Genomic DNA, 17,306 nt, shown 5'->3' with positions numbered 1-17,306 from the left:
GCTGAACCGCTCCATGCATAAGGGCCCCGCATGCGGGGCCCTTTTTTGCTGGCGTCTGCCTGCCTCGAAACGCGACCGCCTACAAAACCACCCCCGGGAACGCCTCGGCGAATGTCTGTACCGTGCCGGTCAGTTCGCCGTCGTAACCGGGCAGCGCGTTGACGCGTTCGCGGAAGCTGCCGCTCTTCATCGCGGATACCGCGCCTTGCAGGGCGGGGCTGTGCAGGGCTTCCGATTCCAGCGCGAAGAAGTAGCGTTCCTTGAGCACGGGCACGAATTCCAGGTTGAAGCGCCGGGCAGCCGTTTCGACGCCGAAACCCACGTCTGCCATGCCGCTGCCGATATAGGCGGCCACTGCCGCGTGCGTGAATTCGCCGTTGCTGAAGCCTTCGATGAGGTTGCTGTCGATGCCTCGCCGCGCCAGCATCAGGTCCAGCAGCAGGCGCGTGCCGGAGCCCAGCTGGCGATTCACGAAGCGCACATCGGTGCGTGTCAGGTCTTCCAGCGAGCGGATGTTCAGCGGGTTGCCTGGCCGGACGAACAGCCCCTGCTGGCGCGTTGCCAGGTGGATCAGGCAATGCTTTTCGGGGTGCAGCCACCGCGAGAAGCCGCGCAGCGTCTCTTCCTCGAACTCGCCGATGGGCACGTGGAAGCCCGCCACGTCACAGGCGCCTTCGGACAGCGCCGCGGCGGCCTCCAGGCTGCCGCAGTACTTGAGGTCGTGGCGCACCTTCTGCTCGTCCAGGAAGTCGCGCAGCGCCGCCACGGCAAAGCCGTGACTGGCGTGGATGCGAACGGCCGGATCGCTGGCCGCCATCAGCTTCTTGAGTTCGATCTCCAGTTCGGAAGCCAGGCTGTCGAGCGTGGGCGACAGGCGCGCGGCAATGCGCTTGCTGGCCCACACCAGCTGTTGCGCCAGCGGCGTCAGTGTGGATCCCCGGCCACGCGTCTTGGCGATCAGCGCGCCCCCGAAAAGTGTCTCGGCGTCGCGCAGGATGCCCCAGGCGTAGCGATATGACAACGCCATGGCCTCGGCCGACTGGGCGATGTTTCCGGTGGATTCGATCAGCCCCAGAAGGGCCACCAGGCGCGATACATCCAGTGCTGGCGCGGGTCCCGGGGTGGTGTCGTCGCGGATCTGAAGGTGCGGAAGGATCGAAATGCGTAGCATATGCGGAAAATAGCATATTGATCGGTGCAAAACACGGTCCTATAGTCGCACAAAGAGGCCGAAAAGCCCGTTGTGATGTTCCCGAATATGAATAAAAAAGCCGATTTCGGGACCGACAGAACAGAATGGAGACAGCATGCCAGACACCGCCATCCCCACGGCGCCAACCGGCAATGGCCGGGCGGATTCAGCCGACATCGCGCGCATCGTCGCGGCCAGACGTGACATGCCTGGCGCGTTGCTGCCGATCCTGCACGAGATCCAGGACACCCAGGGCTATATCCCGGCCGATGCCGTGCCGGTCATCGCCAAGGCCCTGAACCTGTCGCGTGCAGAAGTGCATGGCGTGATCACGTTTTACCACCATTTCCGGCAGCAGCCGGCCGGGCGCCATGTCGTGCAGGTGTGCCGGGCCGAAGCCTGCCAGTCGGTGGGTGCCGACGCGCTGGCCGAACACGCATGCCGCAAGCTCGGCTGCGATTTCCACGAGACCACGGCCGATGGCCAGTACACGCTGGAGCCGGTCTATTGCCTGGGGCAGTGTGCCACCGGCCCATCGATGATGATTGGCGACCGCGTCCACGGACGCGTCGATGCCCGGCGCTTCGACAAGCTCGTCGATGCCGTGCGTGAAGACGAGGAGGCCCGCGCATGACCACCACCATCTTCGTTCCGCGCGATTCCACCGCGCTGGCGCTCGGTGCCGACGAGGTGGCGCAGGCCATCGCCGCCGAAGCCGCACGGCGCGGCGCCGATGTGCGCATCGTGCGCAACGGCTCGCGCGGCATGTTCTGGCTGGAGCCGCTGGTCGAGGTTCAGACCGATGCGGGCCGCGTGGCCTATGGCCCGGTGACCGAAGACGACGTCGCCGCGTTGTTCGACGCCGGCTTCCTGACGGGCCGCGAGCATGCGCTGGCGCACGGCCTGACCGACGAGATCCCGTTCCTGAAGCAGCAGGAGCGCCTGACGTTTGCCCGCGTGGGCATCACCGATCCGCTGTCGCTCGAGGACTACATCGCCCACGAAGGCTTTGCCGGGCTGACGCGTGCACTGGCGATGGCGCCGGAGCAGATCGTGCAGGAAGTGCTCGACTCCGGCCTGCGTGGCCGGGGCGGCGCGGCGTTTCCCACCGGTATCAAGTGGAAGACGGTGCTGGCCGCGCAATCGCCGGTCAAGTACATCGTCTGCAACGCCGACGAAGGCGACTCGGGCACGTTCTCGGACCGCATGGTCATGGAAGACGACCCGTTCATGCTGATCGAGGGCATGACGATTGCCGGGCTGGCCGTGGGCGCGGAGTCCGGCTACATCTACACGCGCTCCGAATACCCGCATGCGATTGCCGCCACCGAGGCCGCCATCGCCATCGCCACGCAGGCAGGCTGGCTGGGCGACAACATCCGGGGCAGCGGCAAGCGCTTCACGCTGGAAGTGCGCAAGGGCGCGGGCGCCTACGTGTGCGGCGAGGAAACCGCGCTGCTGGAAAGCCTGGAGGGCAAGCGCGGCGTGGTGCGCGCCAAGCCGCCGCTGCCGGCGCTGAAGGGCCTGTTCGGCCAGCCTACCGTCATCAACAACGTGATCTCGCTGGCAACGGTGCCGGTGATCCTGGCGCGGGGCGCCAAGTTCTACCAGGACTTCGGCATGGGCCGCTCGCGCGGCACGCTGCCGTTCCAGCTGGCGGGCAATATCAAGCAGGGCGGCCTGGTGGAAAAGGCGTTCGGCGTGACGCTGCGCGAGCTGATGTTCGATTTCGGCGGTGGCACGCGCAGCGGCCGCACCATCCGCGCAGTGCAGGTGGGTGGGCCGCTCGGCGCCTACCTGCCCGAGTCGCGCTTCGATACGCCGCTTGACTACGAGGCTTATGCCGCGTTTGGCGCGGTGGTGGGCCACGGCGGTATCGTCGTGTTCGACGAGACGGTGGACATGGCAAAGATGGCCCGCTACGCGATGGAGTTCTGCGCCATCGAGTCGTGCGGCAAGTGCACGCCATGCCGGATCGGCTCGACGCGCGGCGTGGAGGTCATCGACCGCATCATCGCCGGCGACCAGCCCGTGAAGCATGTGGCGCTGGTGCGCGACCTCTGCGACACGATGCTCGCGGGTTCGCTGTGTGCGATGGGCGGCATGACGCCGTACCCGGTGCTGTCCGCGCTCAACGAATTCCCCGAGGACTTCGGGTTGTCGGCCACGCCGGCCAAGGCTGCCTGAACGCAGCCAACTTTCATAATGACGCGCCTCTCAGGGGCGCGCATCCTCACAAGCAGTGCAGGAGACGTCCCTTGAACGCTCACGACGATTTCGACTACGGTACCCCGGCCATTGATTCGGACACGATGGTCACGCTGGAAATTGATGGGGTATCGGTGACCGTGCCGGCTGGCACCTCTGTCATGCGCGCCTCTGCCGAAGCCGGCATTGGCGTGCCCAAGCTCTGCGCCACGGATTCGCTGGAGCCGTTCGGCTCCTGCCGCCTGTGCATGGTGGAGATCGAAGGCCGGCGCGGCTATCCGGCATCCTGTACGACCCCCGTGGAGCCGGGCATGAAGGTGCGCACGCAGAGCGGCAAGCTCGGCGAACTGCGCCGCGGCGTGATGGAGCTCTACATCTCCGATCACCCGCTTGACTGCCTGACCTGCCCGACCAACGGCAACTGCGAGCTGCAGGACATGGCCGGCGTGGTGGGCCTGCGCGAAGTGCGCTACGCGGACGGCGCCGGCGGTGCCGCCCCGATCGCCACGCACACGCACATGAAGAAGGACGAATCGAATCCGTACTTCACGTACGATCCGTCCAAGTGCATCGTCTGCAACCGCTGCGTGCGCGCCTGCGAGGAAACCCAGGGGACGTTCGCGCTGACGATCAGCGGCCGCGGCTTCGAATCGCGCGTGTCGCCCGGCACCAGCCAGTCGTTCATGGAGTCGGACTGCGTGTCGTGCGGCGCCTGCGTACAGGCCTGCCCGACCGCCACGCTGACCGAGACGTCGGTGATCCAGCTGGGCCAGCCGTCGCACAATGTGGTGACCACGTGCGCGTACTGCGGCGTGGGCTGCTCGTTCAAGGCGGAAATGAAGGGCAACGAGGTGGTGCGCATGGTCCCCCACAAGGACGGCGCCGCCAACGAGGGCCACGCCTGCGTGAAGGGCCGCTTCGCCTGGGGCTACGCCACGCACAAGGACCGTATCCTGAAGCCGATGATCCGCGCGAAGATCACCGATCCGTGGCGCGAGGTGTCGTGGGAAGAGGCCATCGGCTACGCCGCGTCGCAGTTCAAGCGCATCCAGGCCGAGCATGGCACGGATTCGATCGGCGGCATCGTGTCGTCGCGCTGCACCAACGAGGAAGGCTACCTGGTGCAGAAGCTGGTGCGTGCGGCATTTGGCAACAACAACGTCGATACCTGCGCGCGGGTTTGCCATTCGCCGACCGGTTATGGCCTGAAGACCACGCTGGGCGAATCGGCGGGCACGCAGACGTTCCGCTCGGTGGCCAAGTCCGATGTGATCATGGTGATCGGTGCCAACCCCACCGACGGCCATCCGGTGTTCGGCTCGCGCATGAAGCGCCGCCTGCGCGCCGGCGCCAAGCTGATCGTCGTGGATCCGCGCCAGATCGACCTGGTGGACTCGCCGCATATCCGTGCCGACTATCACCTGCAACTGCGCCCTGGCACCAACGTGGCCCTGGTCACGTCGATGGCCCACGTGATCGTCACCGAAGGCCTGCTCGCCGACGAGTTCATCGCCGAGCGTTGCGAAGACCGTGCGTTCCAGCAATGGCGCGACTTCGTGGCGCTGCCCGAGAACTCGCCGGAGACGCTCCAGGCCGCCACCGGCGTGCCGGCCGAAACGCTGCGCGGCGCCGCGCGGCTGTACGCCACCGGCGGCAATGCGGCCATCTACTACGGCCTGGGCGTGACGGAACACGCGCAGGGCTCCACGACCGTGATGGGCATCGCCAACCTGGCCATGGCCACCGGCAACGTCGGCCGCGAAGGCGTGGGCGTGAACCCGCTGCGTGGGCAGAACAACGTGCAGGGTTCGTGCGACATGGGATCGTTCCCGCACGAGCTGCCGGGCTATCGCCACGTGTCGGACTCCACCGTGCGCAGCGCCTTCGAGGCCGCATGGGGCGTGGGCATCAATCCCGAGCCGGGCCTGCGCATCCCGAACATGTTTGACGCCGCTCTGACGGGCTCGTTCAAGGGCCTGTACTGCCAGGGCGAGGACATCGTCCAGTCGGACCCGAACACGCAGCACGTGGCCGAGGCGCTGTCGTCGATGGAGTGCATCGTTGTGCAGGACATCTTCCTGAACGAGACCGCCAAGTACGCGCATGTGTTCCTGCCGGGTTCGTCGTTCCTGGAGAAGGACGGCACGTTCACCAACGCCGAGCGCCGTATCTCGCGCGTACGCAAGGTGATGCCGGCGCAGGCGGGCTATTCGGACTGGGAAGTGACGCTGCTGCTGTCGAAGGCGCTGGGCTATCCGATGGAGTACAAGCATCCGTCCGAGATCATGGACGAGATCGCACGCCTGACGCCGACGTTCTCGGGCGTCAGCTACGAGAAGCTCGACGAACTGGGCAGCGTGCAATGGCCCTGCAACGCCGAGGCGCCGCAGGGCACCCCGACCATGCACGTCGATGGCTTCGTACGCGGCAAGGGCAAGTTCATCATCACCAAGTACGTGCCGACCGACGAGAAGGTGACGCAGAAGTATCCGCTGCTGCTGACCACGGGCCGCATCCTGTCGCAGTACAACGTGGGCGCGCAGACGCGGCGCACGGCCAACGTGCACTGGCACGACGAGGATCGGCTTGAGATTCATCCGCACGATGCCGAGGATCGCGGCATCAAGGACGGCGACTGGGTGGGCGTGCAGAGCCGTGCGGGTGAGACCGTGCTGCGCGCGGTCGTCAGCCAGCGCATGCAGCCGGGCGTGGTCTACACGACCTTCCACTTCCCGGAGTCGGGTGCCAACGTGATTACCACCGACAACTCGGACTGGGCGACGAACTGCCCCGAGTACAAGGTGACGGCGGTGCAGGTCATGCCGGTGGCGCAGCCTTCCACCTGGCAGCGCAACTACCAGGCGTTCAACGAAGAGCAGCTTGGGCACCTGCGTGCCGCCAGCGAGACCGCGCAGGCGGGCTGACCCGGGACCGGCGATGAAACGCGACGTGCCATCCCCGGACAGCGCAGCCGGTACCGACGAGGTACCGGCGCAGCGCACGTTCCCGGTCAGCCGCTGGCGCCACGGCGTGCTGACGGCCGAAGTCGACCATCTGGCCGAGGAAGTGCCGGTAGCGCTGGAGTTCAACGGCATCTCCCACGCGGTGATGCTGGCTACACCGGCCGATCTGGAAGACTTTGCGCTCGGATTCAGTCTTAGCGAAGGCATTGTCGATGCCGCCAGCGATATCTATGGCGTCGACGTGGAGGCGAGTGCCCAGGGCATCACCGTCAAGGTGGAGATTGCCACCGGCGCCTTCGTTGAACTCAAGGGCCGGCGGCGGGCCATGGCCGGGCGTACCGGTTGCGGCCTTTGCGGTACCGAGTCGCTGGACGAGGTCATGCGCATGCCGGAGCCGGTGCGCAGCCAGGCGGCGTTCGATCCGCGCGTGTTCGAGCATGCGTTCGCGGTGCTGCACAAGCGCCAGGCCCTGCTACGCGATACTGGCGCCACGCACGCCGCGGCGTGGATGCGGGCCGATGGCGAAATCGCGCTGGTGCGCGAGGACGTGGGACGCCACAACGCGCTGGACAAGCTGGCCGGGGCGCTGGCCCGTGGCGGCCAGGAAGACATTGCGCGTGGCGCGGTCATCGTGACCAGCCGCGCGAGCTACGAGATGGTGCAGAAGACTGCGGCCATCGGCGCCGGCGTGCTGGCGGCGGTGTCCGGGCCGACGGCCATGGCCGTGCGCCTGGCTGACACGGCGGGCATCACGCTGGCCGGCTTTGTGCGGGGCGGCACCATGGTGGTCTACAGCCATCCTCAACGACTACATATTGGATAAGGGTCCGGCATGCATATCGAGAACCTGATCAAGATGGCAAACCAGATCGGCGGCTTTTTCGAGGCCATGCCAGATCGTGGCGAGGCGCTGGCCGATATCGCCTCGCATATCAAGAAGTTCTGGGAGCCGCGCATGAAGCGGGCGTTCCTGGCGCATGTCGAGGCCGGCGGCGAGGGGGTCCACCCGATCGTCCTGGAAGCGGTGGCGCATCACCCCGAAATGCTCGAAGTGGTGCTGCGGGAGGCGGCCTGAGCCCCGTGCTCGCCGCCTGCGCGTCTTCTTCTACTTCTTCAGCCGGTAGAGCACCTGCAGGATCGTCAGCCCGAACAGGGTGGCGATCACTGCCGTTGCTTCACGCCCCAGCCCGCACGCGACGCCGATGGCCGCCACGGTCCAGATGCTGGCTGCCGTGGTCAGTCCGCGCACATCCTCCTCGCTGTTCAGCTTGATGATGGCGCCGGCGCCCAGGAAGCCAATGCCGGACATCAGCCCCTGCAGCACCCGGCTCATGTCCGGCAGCGGCACGCCGGCCTGCAGCGGCACCAGTACGAACAGCGCCGACCCCATGGCGACCAGCATGTGCGTGCGCAGGCCGGCTGGCTTGCCAGCCGCTTCGCGCTCGTAGCCGATCAGCCCGCCCAGCAGCACGGCCAGCGTCAGGCGCAGCAGGATGCGTGTCAGTTCCTTGATGTCGGGCACGTCGGCAAATTCCGCGCGTAACGTGCCGTAGATATCGCCCCAGAGTCCTTCCATGGCTGTCTCCACCCAGGCGTGTTTGGCTGGGGGCAGGCTAGCATGCGGGGGCAGGGTGGCGCCGTCGGGCGCCCGCTGACAAGGCAGTCAGCGCAGCCGCAGCGGCTCCAGCAGCGCGGCGTCGTACTGGGCACGCGTGATGCGGCCCAACTCCATCATCCGCAGCAGGATATAGGTCTGCCGCTGCCGCGCCCGGCGCGGGTTGACCACCGGGTTGTTGGCCGAAGGCGCCTTGGGCAGCCCGGCCAGCATCGCGCACTCGGCCAGCGACAGCCGATCCACGGGCTTGCCAAAGTAGGTGTCGGCGGCTTCCGAGAAGCCATAGGCGCCCTGGCCCAGGTAGATCTTGTTCAGGTAAAGCTCCAGGATCTCGTCCTTGCTCAGCGCATTCTCGATGCGGTAGGCCAGCAGGATCTCGTAGAGCTTGCGCGTGTAGGTCTTCTTGCGCGACAGGAAGAAGTTGCGGGCCACCTGCATGGTGATGGTGGACGCGCCCTGCGACAGTTCGTCCGACAGGTTGGCAACGCCGGCGCGCATCACGCCCACGTAGTCGACGCCATCGTGCAGATAGAAGCGGTCGTCCTCGATGGCGACCACGGCCTCGGGCAGCGTGTGGGGAAAATCTCCCAGGCTGACGTAGCCCGGCGTCTGCCGGAAGGCCATCAGCGCGTCGAGCGACGGCAACTGCCGGTTGGCCATCAACACGGCGAAGGCAATCAGCAACGTGCCGCCGACCACGGCGAGCAGCACGAACTTGACGAAGATGGACCAGAGACGTTGCATGGCGCGTATTGTGCCATTGCCGCGCGCCATGTCGATTTTTCTCCCCTCCGCCCTTGGCAATCACGGTGTCCGGCAGCCACCGGGCCTAGCCGGCCGGCACGTCTACCTTCAGGTCCCGGGCCAGCGCCTCCAGGTTGCGCCAGATGTTGGGGTTGATATCGAGCGTCGTGCCGGCGGCTGCCCGGCAGGCCGCCTCGTACTCGCCCGGGTACTGCACCTGGTCATGGCCCGGCGCCGGCGGCGTGTCGTGCAGGTACCGGACAAACGCCTCCACCTCGTCGCGCTCCCAGTTCAGGCCGAGGTCGAACTCGGGGTTGAGCAGCACCGCGAACAGGTTGTTGGTCGCCACCCCGCCGCGCGGATTGTCGGGCTGGATCGTGCCACCGCCCGAGAGCACGCCGGCCAGCAGTTCGGCCACCACGCCCAGCGCATAACCCTTGTGCTGGCCGAACGGCAGCAGCGACCCGGGCCGGTCGCCGAACATCACCGAGGCATCGGTGGTGGGATTGCCGTCGGCATCGATGATGCTGTGCTCGGGCGCCGGTTCGCCTTTCTCGGCCAGCACGCGCGCCTTGTTGATCGCGATGGCACTGGTGGCGATGTCGACCACCAGCGGCGGCCGGCCGTTCGGCATCGGGCCGGCAAAGCACAGCGGGTTGGTGGTCAGGCGCGGCACGCGTCCACCGAACGGCGCCACCACGGGCGGGCGATTGATCACGTTGGTGAAGCTGAGCAGCACCAGGCCGGCCGCCGCCACCATCTCGCCATAGTGGCCCATGCGGCCCAGATGGTGCGACCGGCGCAGCGTGACGATGCAATGCCCGTGCTGGCGCACGCGGTCGATAGCGCGCTGCATGACGGTCTTGCCCACGTGCTGACCAAAGCCGCCGTGGCCGTCGAAGACCATCAGCGTATCGCGGTCCATCACACATTCGGCGCGGCCCGCAGCATTGACGCTCTGGCCTTGGATGGCGCGGCGGTAGTTCGGCAGGATCGAGATGCCGTGGCTTACGTAGCCGCAGCGGTCGGCTTCGACCAGGTGCTCGGCCACGTCGTCAGCAATATCGGCAGGTACTTGCTGTGCGATCAGGATGTTGCGCGCGAAGGTGCGCGCGGACTCGGTAGTCAGTTTCATGACAGGGCGACTTGAGATTCGTTGGCGAGCTTGTGTCCCGGCTGGCCTCACACCCAGCCCAGCCAGCGCCAGTACGTCGAGGCGAACAGCAGCATTAGCAGGTAGCCGATGATCGTGACCGGGATACCGACACGGGCGAACTGCCTGCCGTTGAACGTGTCGGTGCCCAGGCAGACCATGTTCTGCGGGGCGTTGATCGGCAGGATGAAGCCAAAGCTGACCGTGAAGCCCAGCAGCATCGTCATGCCCAACTTGTTGATGTCGCCGGGCAGCGTCTGCAGGACGGAGATCAGGATCGGCAGCAGGGCCGCGGTCAATGCCGTGGCACTGGCAAAGCCCAGGTGGATCAGGATAAGGAAGGCCGCCAGTACCGCGAAGACCATCAGCGTGCCATGGTCGGCCAGGCCCGAATGCGTGACCACGAACTTGCCCAGCCATTGGCCGGCCTGCGTGGTCAGCAACGCCGTGCCCAGGCTGATGCCCACACCGAACACGATCAGCGTGCCCCACGGCGTGCGCTGCTGCATCGTCTTCCAGTCCATCACGCCAATGCGCGGCATCATCAGGATCACCAGGCCCACGAAGGTGATGGTGGCGGTGTCGAAGACGTGCAGCTTGCCTTCGGTGGCCCAGAACAGCAACAGGCCGATGGCTACCGCGGCCAGCCGCTTCTGGGGGCCCGTCATCGGCCCAAGCGCGGCCAGTTCGCGCTGCACGGCTTCCTTGCCGCCGGCGATGGCATCGGTTTCGGGCGGCAGCAGCCAGCGCACCAGGAAGTACAGCACCACCGACATGATGATGGCCCAGGGCGCGCCGGCAATCAGCCATTGCAGCCACGTGACGCGCTCGCCCAGCAGCTTGTCCATGAAGCCGGCGGTCAGCAGGTTCTGCGCGGCGGCGGTCTGGATGCCCACGTTCCACACGCTGGTAGCCAGGGCCACCATGATCATGATGCCGGCTGCGATATTCGATTTCTTGTCGACACCGAACGCGGCAATCACGCCCATCATGATCGGCACCGTGCAGGCGCTGCGCGCGGTGGCGCTGGGTACCACCAGGCTCAGGATGATGGTGACCGCGATGGTGCCGATCAGGATGCGGCGCGTGCTGGTCCCGATGGCCGACAGCGTGACCAGTGCGATACGCCGGTCCAGCCCGGTGACGGTCATGGCCGCCGAGATGAACAGCGCGGCGGCCACCAGGGCCAGCGCGGTATTCGAGAATCCGGCCAGCGCCATGCCCAGCGCACGCGACGTGCCGTAGATGGTGTTCGGATCGTTGATGGTTGGCGCAAAGCCGATCAGCCCGGCCATCAGCGACGTGATCATGATGGCACTGGTCTCGTAGGTGACGGCTTCGGTAATCCACACCACCACGGCGAAAGCCAGGATGGCGAGCATGCGCTGGCCGGCGACGGGCAGGTCGGGTGGCATCGGCACCATCAGCACCGCGACAAGGACGGTGACGGCGGCGTAGAGACCCCAGTGAATGCGTAGCTTGGGGGCAGCAGGCGCAGCGGCAGTGGCGCCGGCGCCGGCAGGAGAGATTTGCGGTTCAGGCATTGCGAAGTCCTTGGAACGGATCGGCCTGTCAAACGCGTCGTGTCTTGTCGTGTCGCCTTGCGTCGCGACGCGTGGTTCGTCGCGTTCGACATAGGGTCATTATGTGAATGGCGTCACTCGGTGCCAAGGCGACGACCCTTGCCAATTTGCCTTGGATCAACGCTCTGCCGTGTCAACCGGTGTCGACTGAAATGCCTTGTTGCAGGCGTGACAACGGCTGAACGAATATCGTGGTAACCATGGTGTCGTCGCTGCCGCCGATCTGAAATAATTGGTGCCGATGCTGAACTATTTCGAATGCGTATCGTGTGATGCGCCAACAAGCCATGCAGACCCAAACTGAAAATTGCGCGGTCGCCGCCATGCGGCCTTGCCTGGACCTGGAGACCATTGCCAACGCCCGCGACCTGGGCGGGCTGGCTGGTCATGCGGGACGTCACATCCGGCAGAACAAGTTGTATCGCAGTGCCAATCCCGCACTCGGTTGTGCCGCGGATCTCGACAAGCTGCACGCATTGCAGCTGGACATCGTGGTCGACTTCCGGTCGTCAGGCGAGAAGTCGCCCGCCGAGGAAGCCTTCGGCGAGCGGTTCGAATGGCTGGCAGTGCCAGTGCTCGACGGCACGATGTCGATGGACGTGCTGCTGCCGCGCCTGCGTGCCAGCAATGCCGCGCAGATGCACGGCTTCATGCTCGACGTGTATCGGGATTTTCCGGTGCGCTATCGCGACGCGTTCGGTACGTTCATGCGGCATGCCGAAGCGGGCAAGACGCTCTACTACCACTGCACGGCGGGCAAGGACCGCACCGGATTTGCGTCGCTGCTGCTGCTGAGCGCGCTCGGGGTGTCGCAGGACGAGATCGTGGCCAACTACCTCGAATCGAACCACTGGAACCAGCGTTTCAATGAAAGGATGCTGGCCGGCGTGGGGCAGATCGGTGTGACGGCCGATGCGATGCTGCCGCTGCTGGAGGTGCGCCCCGAATACCTCGGGGCATCGCTGGACGCGATCACCGCGACGTACGGCAGCCTCGAACGGTTCCTGGCCGACGACCTCGGCGTGGACACCGCATTGCTGCGGGAACACTACCTCGCGTCGTAGGGCGTCATAGTCCGCCGCAGTCGCGCAGGATACGCGCCGTCGACAGCGCGATCATGCCTTCCTCGTCAGTGGGCAGCACCAGTACCGGGATACGGCTCGCATCGCGGCTCACACGCTGGCAGTTGTCGCCGTTGGCGGTGGGGTCCAGCGAGACGCCGAACAGGTCGGTCAGGTGCGCGCAGATGCGGGCGCGAATATCGGGCGAATTGGCGCCGATGCCGGCCGTGAAGACCAGGGCGTCCAGGCCGCCAAGCGTAACCGCCAGCTTGCCGATTTCCTGGGCGGCGCGATACGCGTAGAAATCGACGGCCAGCTTTGCGCGCGGGCTGTCGCTTGCCAGCAGCGCACGCATGTCGCTGCTGATGCCCGAGATACCCTTCAGCCCCGATTGCCCATACAGCATCGACTGGATCGCGTCGGCGCTCATGCCCTGTGCGGCCAGGTACAGCACCGCGCCAGGATCGATCGACCCGCAGCGCGTGCCCATCGGCATGCCGTCGAGCGCGGTCAGGCCCATGGTCGAATCCACGCTCTTGCCGCCGTGCATCGCGCACAGGCTGGCGCCGTTGCCCAGGTGTGCCACGATGACACGACCTTCGGCCAGGTCGGGAGCCACCTGCCTGAGGCGGCGCGCGATATACGCGTACGACAGGCCGTGAAAGCCATAGCGGCGCACGCCCCGCTCGTAGTACTCGTAGGGCAGGGCCATCAGCTGCGCCAGTTCGTCGCGGCCCACATGGAACGCCGTATCGAAGCAGGCCACCTGCAGCAGTTCGGGCGCGGCGGCGCGGATCGCACGGATCGCGGTCAGGTTGTGCGGCTGGTGCAGCGGCGCCAGCGGCACCAGCGTTTCCAGCTTGGCAATCACCTCATCGTCGATGCGTACCGCATCGGCAAAGTCGCTGCCGCCATGTACCACGCGATGGCCGATGGCGACAGGCGGCGTATCGCGCAGCGCCACGCTCAGCGTCAGGCGGATCAGCCTGAACGCGGCGTCGTGGTCCGCCACCTGCTCGACGGGAAATTTCTGGTCGGTAACCTCGCGGCCATCGGCCATGCTGGCCACCAGGCGCGGCGCCACGCCGATGCCTTCGATCTGACCATGCGCGGCCAGCGACGGCTGGATGTCGACGTTCTCGTGCGCCGCGTCGGGCACCACGTAGATCGATACCTTGACGCTCGACGAACCGGCGTTGACAACGAGAATGACGGGATGGGGTGTGCTCACGCCGGGGACTCCTCAGGCCGGTACGGTGGTTTGCGAGGTGCGCCGCGCATGCGCCAGCAGCACCGCGATGGCGCAGCTGCCGATGCGGGCACGTACGCTGTCGGCGCGGCTGGTCAGGATGACCGGCACGCGCGCACCCAGCACGATGCCCGCGGCTTCCGCGCCGGCCAGGAACGTCAGCTGCTTCGCCAGCATGTTGCCGGCCTCCAGGTCCGGCACGAGCAGGATGTCGGGATCGCCCGCCACGTCCGACTTGATGCCCTTGGTGTCGGCCGCGGCCTTGCTGATCGCGTTGTCGAACGCCAGCGGGCCGTCGAGCAGGCCGCCTTCGATCTGCCCACGCAGGCTCATCATGCAGAGCGCGGCGGCGTCGATCGTCGACGGGATCTTGTCGGTTACGGTCTCCACCGCCGACAGGATTGCCACCTTGGGCCGATCGACCCCGAGCACGCGCACGAGGTCGATGGCATTGCGTACGATGTCCGCCTTCTCGTTCAGCGTGGGAAAGATGTTGACCGCCGCATCGGTGATGAACAGCGGCTTGTGATAGCTGGGCACGTCCATCGCGAACACGTGCGACAGGCGTCGCTCGGTGCGCAGCCCGCTGGCGCTGCGCGCCACCGCGTGCAGCAGTTCGTCGCTGTGCAGACTGCCTTTCATCAGCAGTTCGGCGCGGCCGGTGCGCACGGCCTCGACCGCACATTCCGCCGACGCATGGCTGTGCGCGGCGTCGATGATCGCGGTGTCGCCCAGGGCGAGGCCATGTTCCTCGGCCACGGCGTGGATACGTGCGGCGGGGCCGCACAGGATCGGCACGATCAGCCCGAGCCGGGCGGCTTCCAGCGCGCCATCGAGCGACGAGTGGTCGCAGGGATGAGCCACGGCGGTCGGGATGGGAGGAAGGCCCTCGCAGCGGGCAAGCAGCCGGGCGTACTTGTCGTCGGACGATGGTGTCGGCATGGGCAGGTACCTGGAAATCCATCGGAACAGCATCCGGCAAGGCATGCGGATGCTGCGTTGCGCAAACAGTTTCGAGCCAGTATAGGCGAACGCGAGCGTCGTATCGATGACTTGCTGTTGTCATGTGCAAGGCCGACTTTCGCATTGGACTTTGGTAACGGTTGTCACGCCGCGCCGAGGCTGGTAGATTTTTGCTGTTGCATCGCAGCAAGCGATGTTTGCGCCACGCTGCACGCCTCTGACTCCGCCAATCCCGAAGGAGAAACGGAAATGAATGCACGCCAACCTGTTCCGGGGCAAACGTCCGGGCAGGACGCCGCCGCCCAGGCCGCCACGCCGGGCCAGCCGGCCGACACCACTGCTCCGGCCACGCCCCCCACTTCAGCCAGTTCTCCCTTCCCCTTTGCGATGTTGCCGCCGGTGCCGATGAACCCGGTGGCGCAGGCCGCCTGGGAATACGGGCTCGACGCCTGGCAGCGCTCCATCCTGTTCCTGGATGTCCTGCGCCGCCGTGGCAACGAGACCGAGGAGCACGAGCGCGGCGGCATGCCGCCCGTGCTGGTGTTCGACTACGAAGTGCTGATGGACGGGCGCGACCTGCCCCGGCCGGTCAACTACGCGCTGTTGCGCATCGTGCCGCCTGATGCGCATCCCACCGACATGACCAAGCGTCCGTTCGTGGTGATGGACCCGCGGGCAGGGCACGGCCCGGGCATCGGCGGCTTCAAGGCCGACAGCGAGATCGGCAATGCGATCCGCACCGGGCATCCGTGCTACTTCATCACGTTCTTCCGCGACCCGTGTCCGGGCCAGACGATCGAGGATGTGGCGCGGACAGAGGGCAAGTTCCTGCAGGCGGTGGCGGAGCGCCATCCCGATGCGCCGGGCAAGCCCTTCGTCGTCGGCAATTGCCAGGCGGGATGGGCGCTGCTGATCCTGGCGGCCGCGTCGCCGGAAGCGACCGGGCCGATCCTGCTGGCCGGTGCGCCCGTGGCGTACTGGTCGGGCGTGCGCGGCAAGAATCCGATGCGCTATTCGGGCGGGCTGCTTGGGGGCACGTGGCTGTCGTCGCTGGCGGCTGACCTGGGCAATGGCCGCTTCGACGGCGCCTGGCTGGTGCAGAATTTCGAGAAGCTGAACCCGTCGAACACGCTCTGGGAAAAGCTGTACAACGTCTACGCCAGGGTCGATACGGAAGGGCCGCGCTTCCTGGAGTTCGAGCGCTGGTGGGGCGGGCACTTCCTGATGAACCGCGGCGAGATCGACTGGATCGTGCAGAACCTGTTCGTCGGCAACCACCTGACGGCCGGCGAAGTGCGCAGCAGCGACGGCCAGACCGTGATCGACCTGCGCAACGTGCGCTCACCGGTGATCGTGTTTGCCTCCTGGGGGGACAACATCACGCCGCCGCAGCAGGCGCTGAACTGGATTCCCGATCTCTATGCGAACGTGGACGAACTGGTCGCCAACCAGCAGACCATCGTCTATTGCCTGCATCCGTCCATCGGGCACCTGGGCATTTTCGTCTCGGGCAGCGTCGCCAACAAGGAGCACTCGGAACTGTTCTGCGCGCTCGACCTTATCGACGTGCTGCCCCCGGGGCTGTACGAAGCGAAGATCGAGGACGTTGCGCCGGATTCCCCGCACAGCGAACTGATCGAGGGCCGCTACCTGGTGCGCTTCGAGCGCCGGACCATCGACGACATCCTCGCGCTGGACGACGGTCGAGAGGACGAGCAGCCGTTCGAGGTCGTGCGCCGCGTGGCCGAAATCAACCAGCACCTCTACGATACGTACGCCTCGCCGGTGGTCCGGGCCATGTCGAACGAGGCAACGGCCGAGGGTATTCGTGCGATCCACCCGTCGCGGCTGGAACGCTCGCTGTTCGCCGACGGCAATCCGTGGATGCAGTGGGTGGCCGCGATGGCGCCGGCCGTGCGCGACGCGCGCCAGCCGGTGTCCGCCGACAATCCGTTCCTGGCGATGCAGAAGGCCGTGTCCGACCAGATCGTGCGTTCGCTGGACCAGTACCGCGATGCGCGCGACGCCTGGCAGGAGCGCATGTTCGAGTCGATCTACGCCACGCCATGGCTGCCCGCCATGCTGGGTATGACCGCCACGCCGAAGGCGCCGGAGTCGCCCGCCATTACGGCCCTGCGCAAGGAGGTGGCCGAATTGCGCCGGCGCGAGGCCGAGCGCGACATCGGTACCGGCACGGCGCTCGATGCCTTCCTGCGCGTGCTGTCCTATGTGACGCAGGGGCGCTCGGCCATCGAGGAGCGCCCGTTCAACCTGCTGCGCAAGCTGGCGCGGGAGAACCCGCCGGAACAGCGCATCACGCTGGCGGACTTCAAGGAAGCGGTGCGGCGGCAGAGCTATATCGTCAGCCTGGACCCGGAAGGCGCCATCCAGGCGTTGCCGGCACTGGTGCCCGAGATGAAGGAGCGCCGCCGCATCATGGTGCTGGCGCATCGCGTGCTGACGGTTGGCGGCCCGCTCGATGCGGAATGGCTGGCCCGCTACCGGGAAGTGGCCGAGGTGTTAGGCACCGACCACGGCAACGGCAAGGCCACGCAGGAAGCGCAGGCGTAGCGGT

Annotated in this window: 14 protein-coding genes; 7 read left to right on the top strand and 7 right to left on the bottom strand. The window is 66.5% G+C overall.

The window, feature by feature from the left end:
• Positions 1-79 precede the first annotated feature (79 nt).
• Positions 80-1,171 carry a substrate-binding domain-containing protein gene (locus A9J21_RS22390; protein ID WP_066739362.1) on the bottom strand — a complete coding sequence of 364 codons (1,092 nt, stop codon included), beginning with the start codon at positions 1,169-1,171 and terminating at the stop codon, positions 80-82.
• Positions 1,172-1,307: 136 nt separating this feature from the next.
• Between A9J21_RS22390 and A9J21_RS22385 the strand changes: the two genes are divergently transcribed.
• From A9J21_RS22385 to A9J21_RS22365, 5 genes are all read left to right on the top strand, one after another.
• On the top strand, positions 1,308-1,826 hold the full coding sequence (locus A9J21_RS22385; protein ID WP_066739361.1) for a formate dehydrogenase subunit gamma: 519 nt from the start codon (positions 1,308-1,310) through the stop codon (positions 1,824-1,826).
• Positions 1,823-3,379, top strand: coding sequence for an NADH-quinone oxidoreductase subunit NuoF (locus tag A9J21_RS22380; RefSeq protein ID WP_066739360.1), 1,557 nt, complete (start codon positions 1,823-1,825; stop codon positions 3,377-3,379). Before A9J21_RS22385 ends, A9J21_RS22380 begins: the two co-directional genes overlap by 4 nt.
• Positions 3,380-3,504: 125 nt before the next feature.
• Positions 3,505-6,324 (top strand): formate dehydrogenase subunit alpha, encoded by a 2,820-nt coding sequence (fdhF, locus tag A9J21_RS22375; protein WP_404851407.1) that lies wholly within the window; start codon positions 3,505-3,507, stop codon positions 6,322-6,324.
• Positions 6,325-6,337: 13 nt separating this feature from the next.
• Positions 6,338-7,186: a formate dehydrogenase accessory sulfurtransferase FdhD gene (fdhD, locus tag A9J21_RS22370; RefSeq protein WP_066739358.1), complete on the top strand. Its 849-nt coding sequence runs from the start codon at positions 6,338-6,340 to the stop codon at positions 7,184-7,186.
• A 9-nt stretch (positions 7,187-7,195) separates the two neighbouring features.
• A complete protein-coding gene (locus A9J21_RS22365; RefSeq protein ID WP_066739357.1) occupies positions 7,196-7,438 on the top strand; it encodes a formate dehydrogenase subunit delta in 243 nt (80 codons plus the stop codon).
• A gap of 30 nt (positions 7,439-7,468) precedes the next feature.
• Here the strand turns inward: A9J21_RS22365 and A9J21_RS22360 are convergent, their stop codons facing one another.
• The 4 genes from A9J21_RS22360 to A9J21_RS22345 all read right to left on the bottom strand — a co-directional run bounded on the left by A9J21_RS22360 (position 7,469) and on the right by A9J21_RS22345 (position 11,419).
• The gene (locus A9J21_RS22360; RefSeq protein WP_066739356.1) at positions 7,469-7,939 is read right to left on the bottom strand and encodes an MgtC/SapB family protein; all 471 of its coding nucleotides are present in this window, start codon (positions 7,937-7,939) and stop codon (positions 7,469-7,471) included.
• An 87-nt stretch (positions 7,940-8,026) separates the two neighbouring features.
• Entirely contained in the window at positions 8,027-8,722 is a 696-nt protein-coding gene (locus tag A9J21_RS22355; RefSeq protein WP_066739397.1) for a transglycosylase domain-containing protein, read from the bottom strand.
• 85 nt (positions 8,723-8,807) lie between these two features.
• The gene (locus A9J21_RS22350) at positions 8,808-9,857 is read right to left on the bottom strand and encodes an Ldh family oxidoreductase (protein WP_066739355.1); all 1,050 of its coding nucleotides are present in this window, start codon (positions 9,855-9,857) and stop codon (positions 8,808-8,810) included.
• Positions 9,858-9,904: 47 nt separating this feature from the next.
• Positions 9,905-11,419, bottom strand: a complete 1,515-nt coding sequence (locus tag A9J21_RS22345; protein WP_066739354.1) for a DASS family sodium-coupled anion symporter — start codon at positions 11,417-11,419, stop codon at positions 9,905-9,907.
• A 326-nt stretch (positions 11,420-11,745) separates the two neighbouring features.
• Here A9J21_RS22345 and A9J21_RS22340 point away from each other — a divergent pair, with 326 nt between their 5' ends.
• Positions 11,746-12,522, top strand: a complete 777-nt coding sequence (locus tag A9J21_RS22340) for a tyrosine-protein phosphatase (RefSeq protein ID WP_197497552.1) — start codon at positions 11,746-11,748, stop codon at positions 12,520-12,522.
• 4 nt (positions 12,523-12,526) lie between these two features.
• On the opposite strand, the gene A9J21_RS22335 is transcribed toward A9J21_RS22340, so the two are convergent.
• Positions 12,527-13,750 (bottom strand): acetate/propionate family kinase, encoded by a 1,224-nt coding sequence (locus A9J21_RS22335; RefSeq protein ID WP_066739353.1) that lies wholly within the window; start codon positions 13,748-13,750, stop codon positions 12,527-12,529.
• Positions 13,751-13,762: 12 nt separating this feature from the next.
• Positions 13,763-14,710 carry a bifunctional enoyl-CoA hydratase/phosphate acetyltransferase gene (locus tag A9J21_RS22330; protein ID WP_066739352.1) on the bottom strand — a complete coding sequence of 316 codons (948 nt, stop codon included), beginning with the start codon at positions 14,708-14,710 and terminating at the stop codon, positions 13,763-13,765.
• A gap of 270 nt (positions 14,711-14,980) precedes the next feature.
• On the opposite strand from A9J21_RS22330, the gene A9J21_RS22325 reads away from it, so the two are divergent.
• The gene (locus tag A9J21_RS22325) at positions 14,981-17,302 is read left to right on the top strand and encodes a DUF3141 domain-containing protein (protein ID WP_082926564.1); all 2,322 of its coding nucleotides are present in this window, start codon (positions 14,981-14,983) and stop codon (positions 17,300-17,302) included.
• Positions 17,303-17,306 lie beyond the last annotated feature (4 nt).

The organism is Cupriavidus sp. D384 (assembly GCF_001652915.1).
Classification (GTDB): Bacteria; Pseudomonadota; Gammaproteobacteria; order Burkholderiales; family Burkholderiaceae; genus Cupriavidus.
Note: the sequence above shows the minus strand (reverse complement) of the source record. Positions and strands in the feature narration are given on the sequence as shown.

What these genes read in the sequence shown, in the direction of transcription:
- A9J21_RS22385 (WP_066739361.1), top strand. Translation starts at nt 1,308, where the DNA reads ATGCCAGACACCGCCATCCCCACGGCGCCAACCGGCAATGGCCGGGCG.
- A9J21_RS22360 (WP_066739356.1), bottom strand. Translation starts at nt 7,939, where the DNA reads ATGGAAGGACTCTGGGGCGATATCTACGGCACGTTACGCGCGGAATTT.
- A9J21_RS22355 (WP_066739397.1), bottom strand. Translation starts at nt 8,722, where the DNA reads ATGCAACGTCTCTGGTCCATCTTCGTCAAGTTCGTGCTGCTCGCCGTG.
- A9J21_RS22325 (WP_082926564.1), top strand. Translation starts at nt 14,981, where the DNA reads ATGAATGCACGCCAACCTGTTCCGGGGCAAACGTCCGGGCAGGACGCC.
- A9J21_RS22340 (WP_197497552.1), top strand. Translation starts at nt 11,746, where the DNA reads ATGCAGACCCAAACTGAAAATTGCGCGGTCGCCGCCATGCGGCCTTGC.
- fdhD (WP_066739358.1), top strand. Translation starts at nt 6,338, where the DNA reads ATGAAACGCGACGTGCCATCCCCGGACAGCGCAGCCGGTACCGACGAG.
- A9J21_RS22330 (WP_066739352.1), bottom strand. Translation starts at nt 14,710, where the DNA reads ATGCCGACACCATCGTCCGACGACAAGTACGCCCGGCTGCTTGCCCGC.
- A9J21_RS22390 (WP_066739362.1), bottom strand. Translation starts at nt 1,171, where the DNA reads ATGCTACGCATTTCGATCCTTCCGCACCTTCAGATCCGCGACGACACC.
- A9J21_RS22345 (WP_066739354.1), bottom strand. Translation starts at nt 11,419, where the DNA reads ATGCCTGAACCGCAAATCTCTCCTGCCGGCGCCGGCGCCACTGCCGCT.
- A9J21_RS22365 (WP_066739357.1), top strand. Translation starts at nt 7,196, where the DNA reads ATGCATATCGAGAACCTGATCAAGATGGCAAACCAGATCGGCGGCTTT.
- A9J21_RS22380 (WP_066739360.1), top strand. Translation starts at nt 1,823, where the DNA reads ATGACCACCACCATCTTCGTTCCGCGCGATTCCACCGCGCTGGCGCTC.
- fdhF (WP_404851407.1), top strand. Translation starts at nt 3,505, where the DNA reads ATGGTCACGCTGGAAATTGATGGGGTATCGGTGACCGTGCCGGCTGGC.
- A9J21_RS22350 (WP_066739355.1), bottom strand. Translation starts at nt 9,857, where the DNA reads ATGAAACTGACTACCGAGTCCGCGCGCACCTTCGCGCGCAACATCCTG.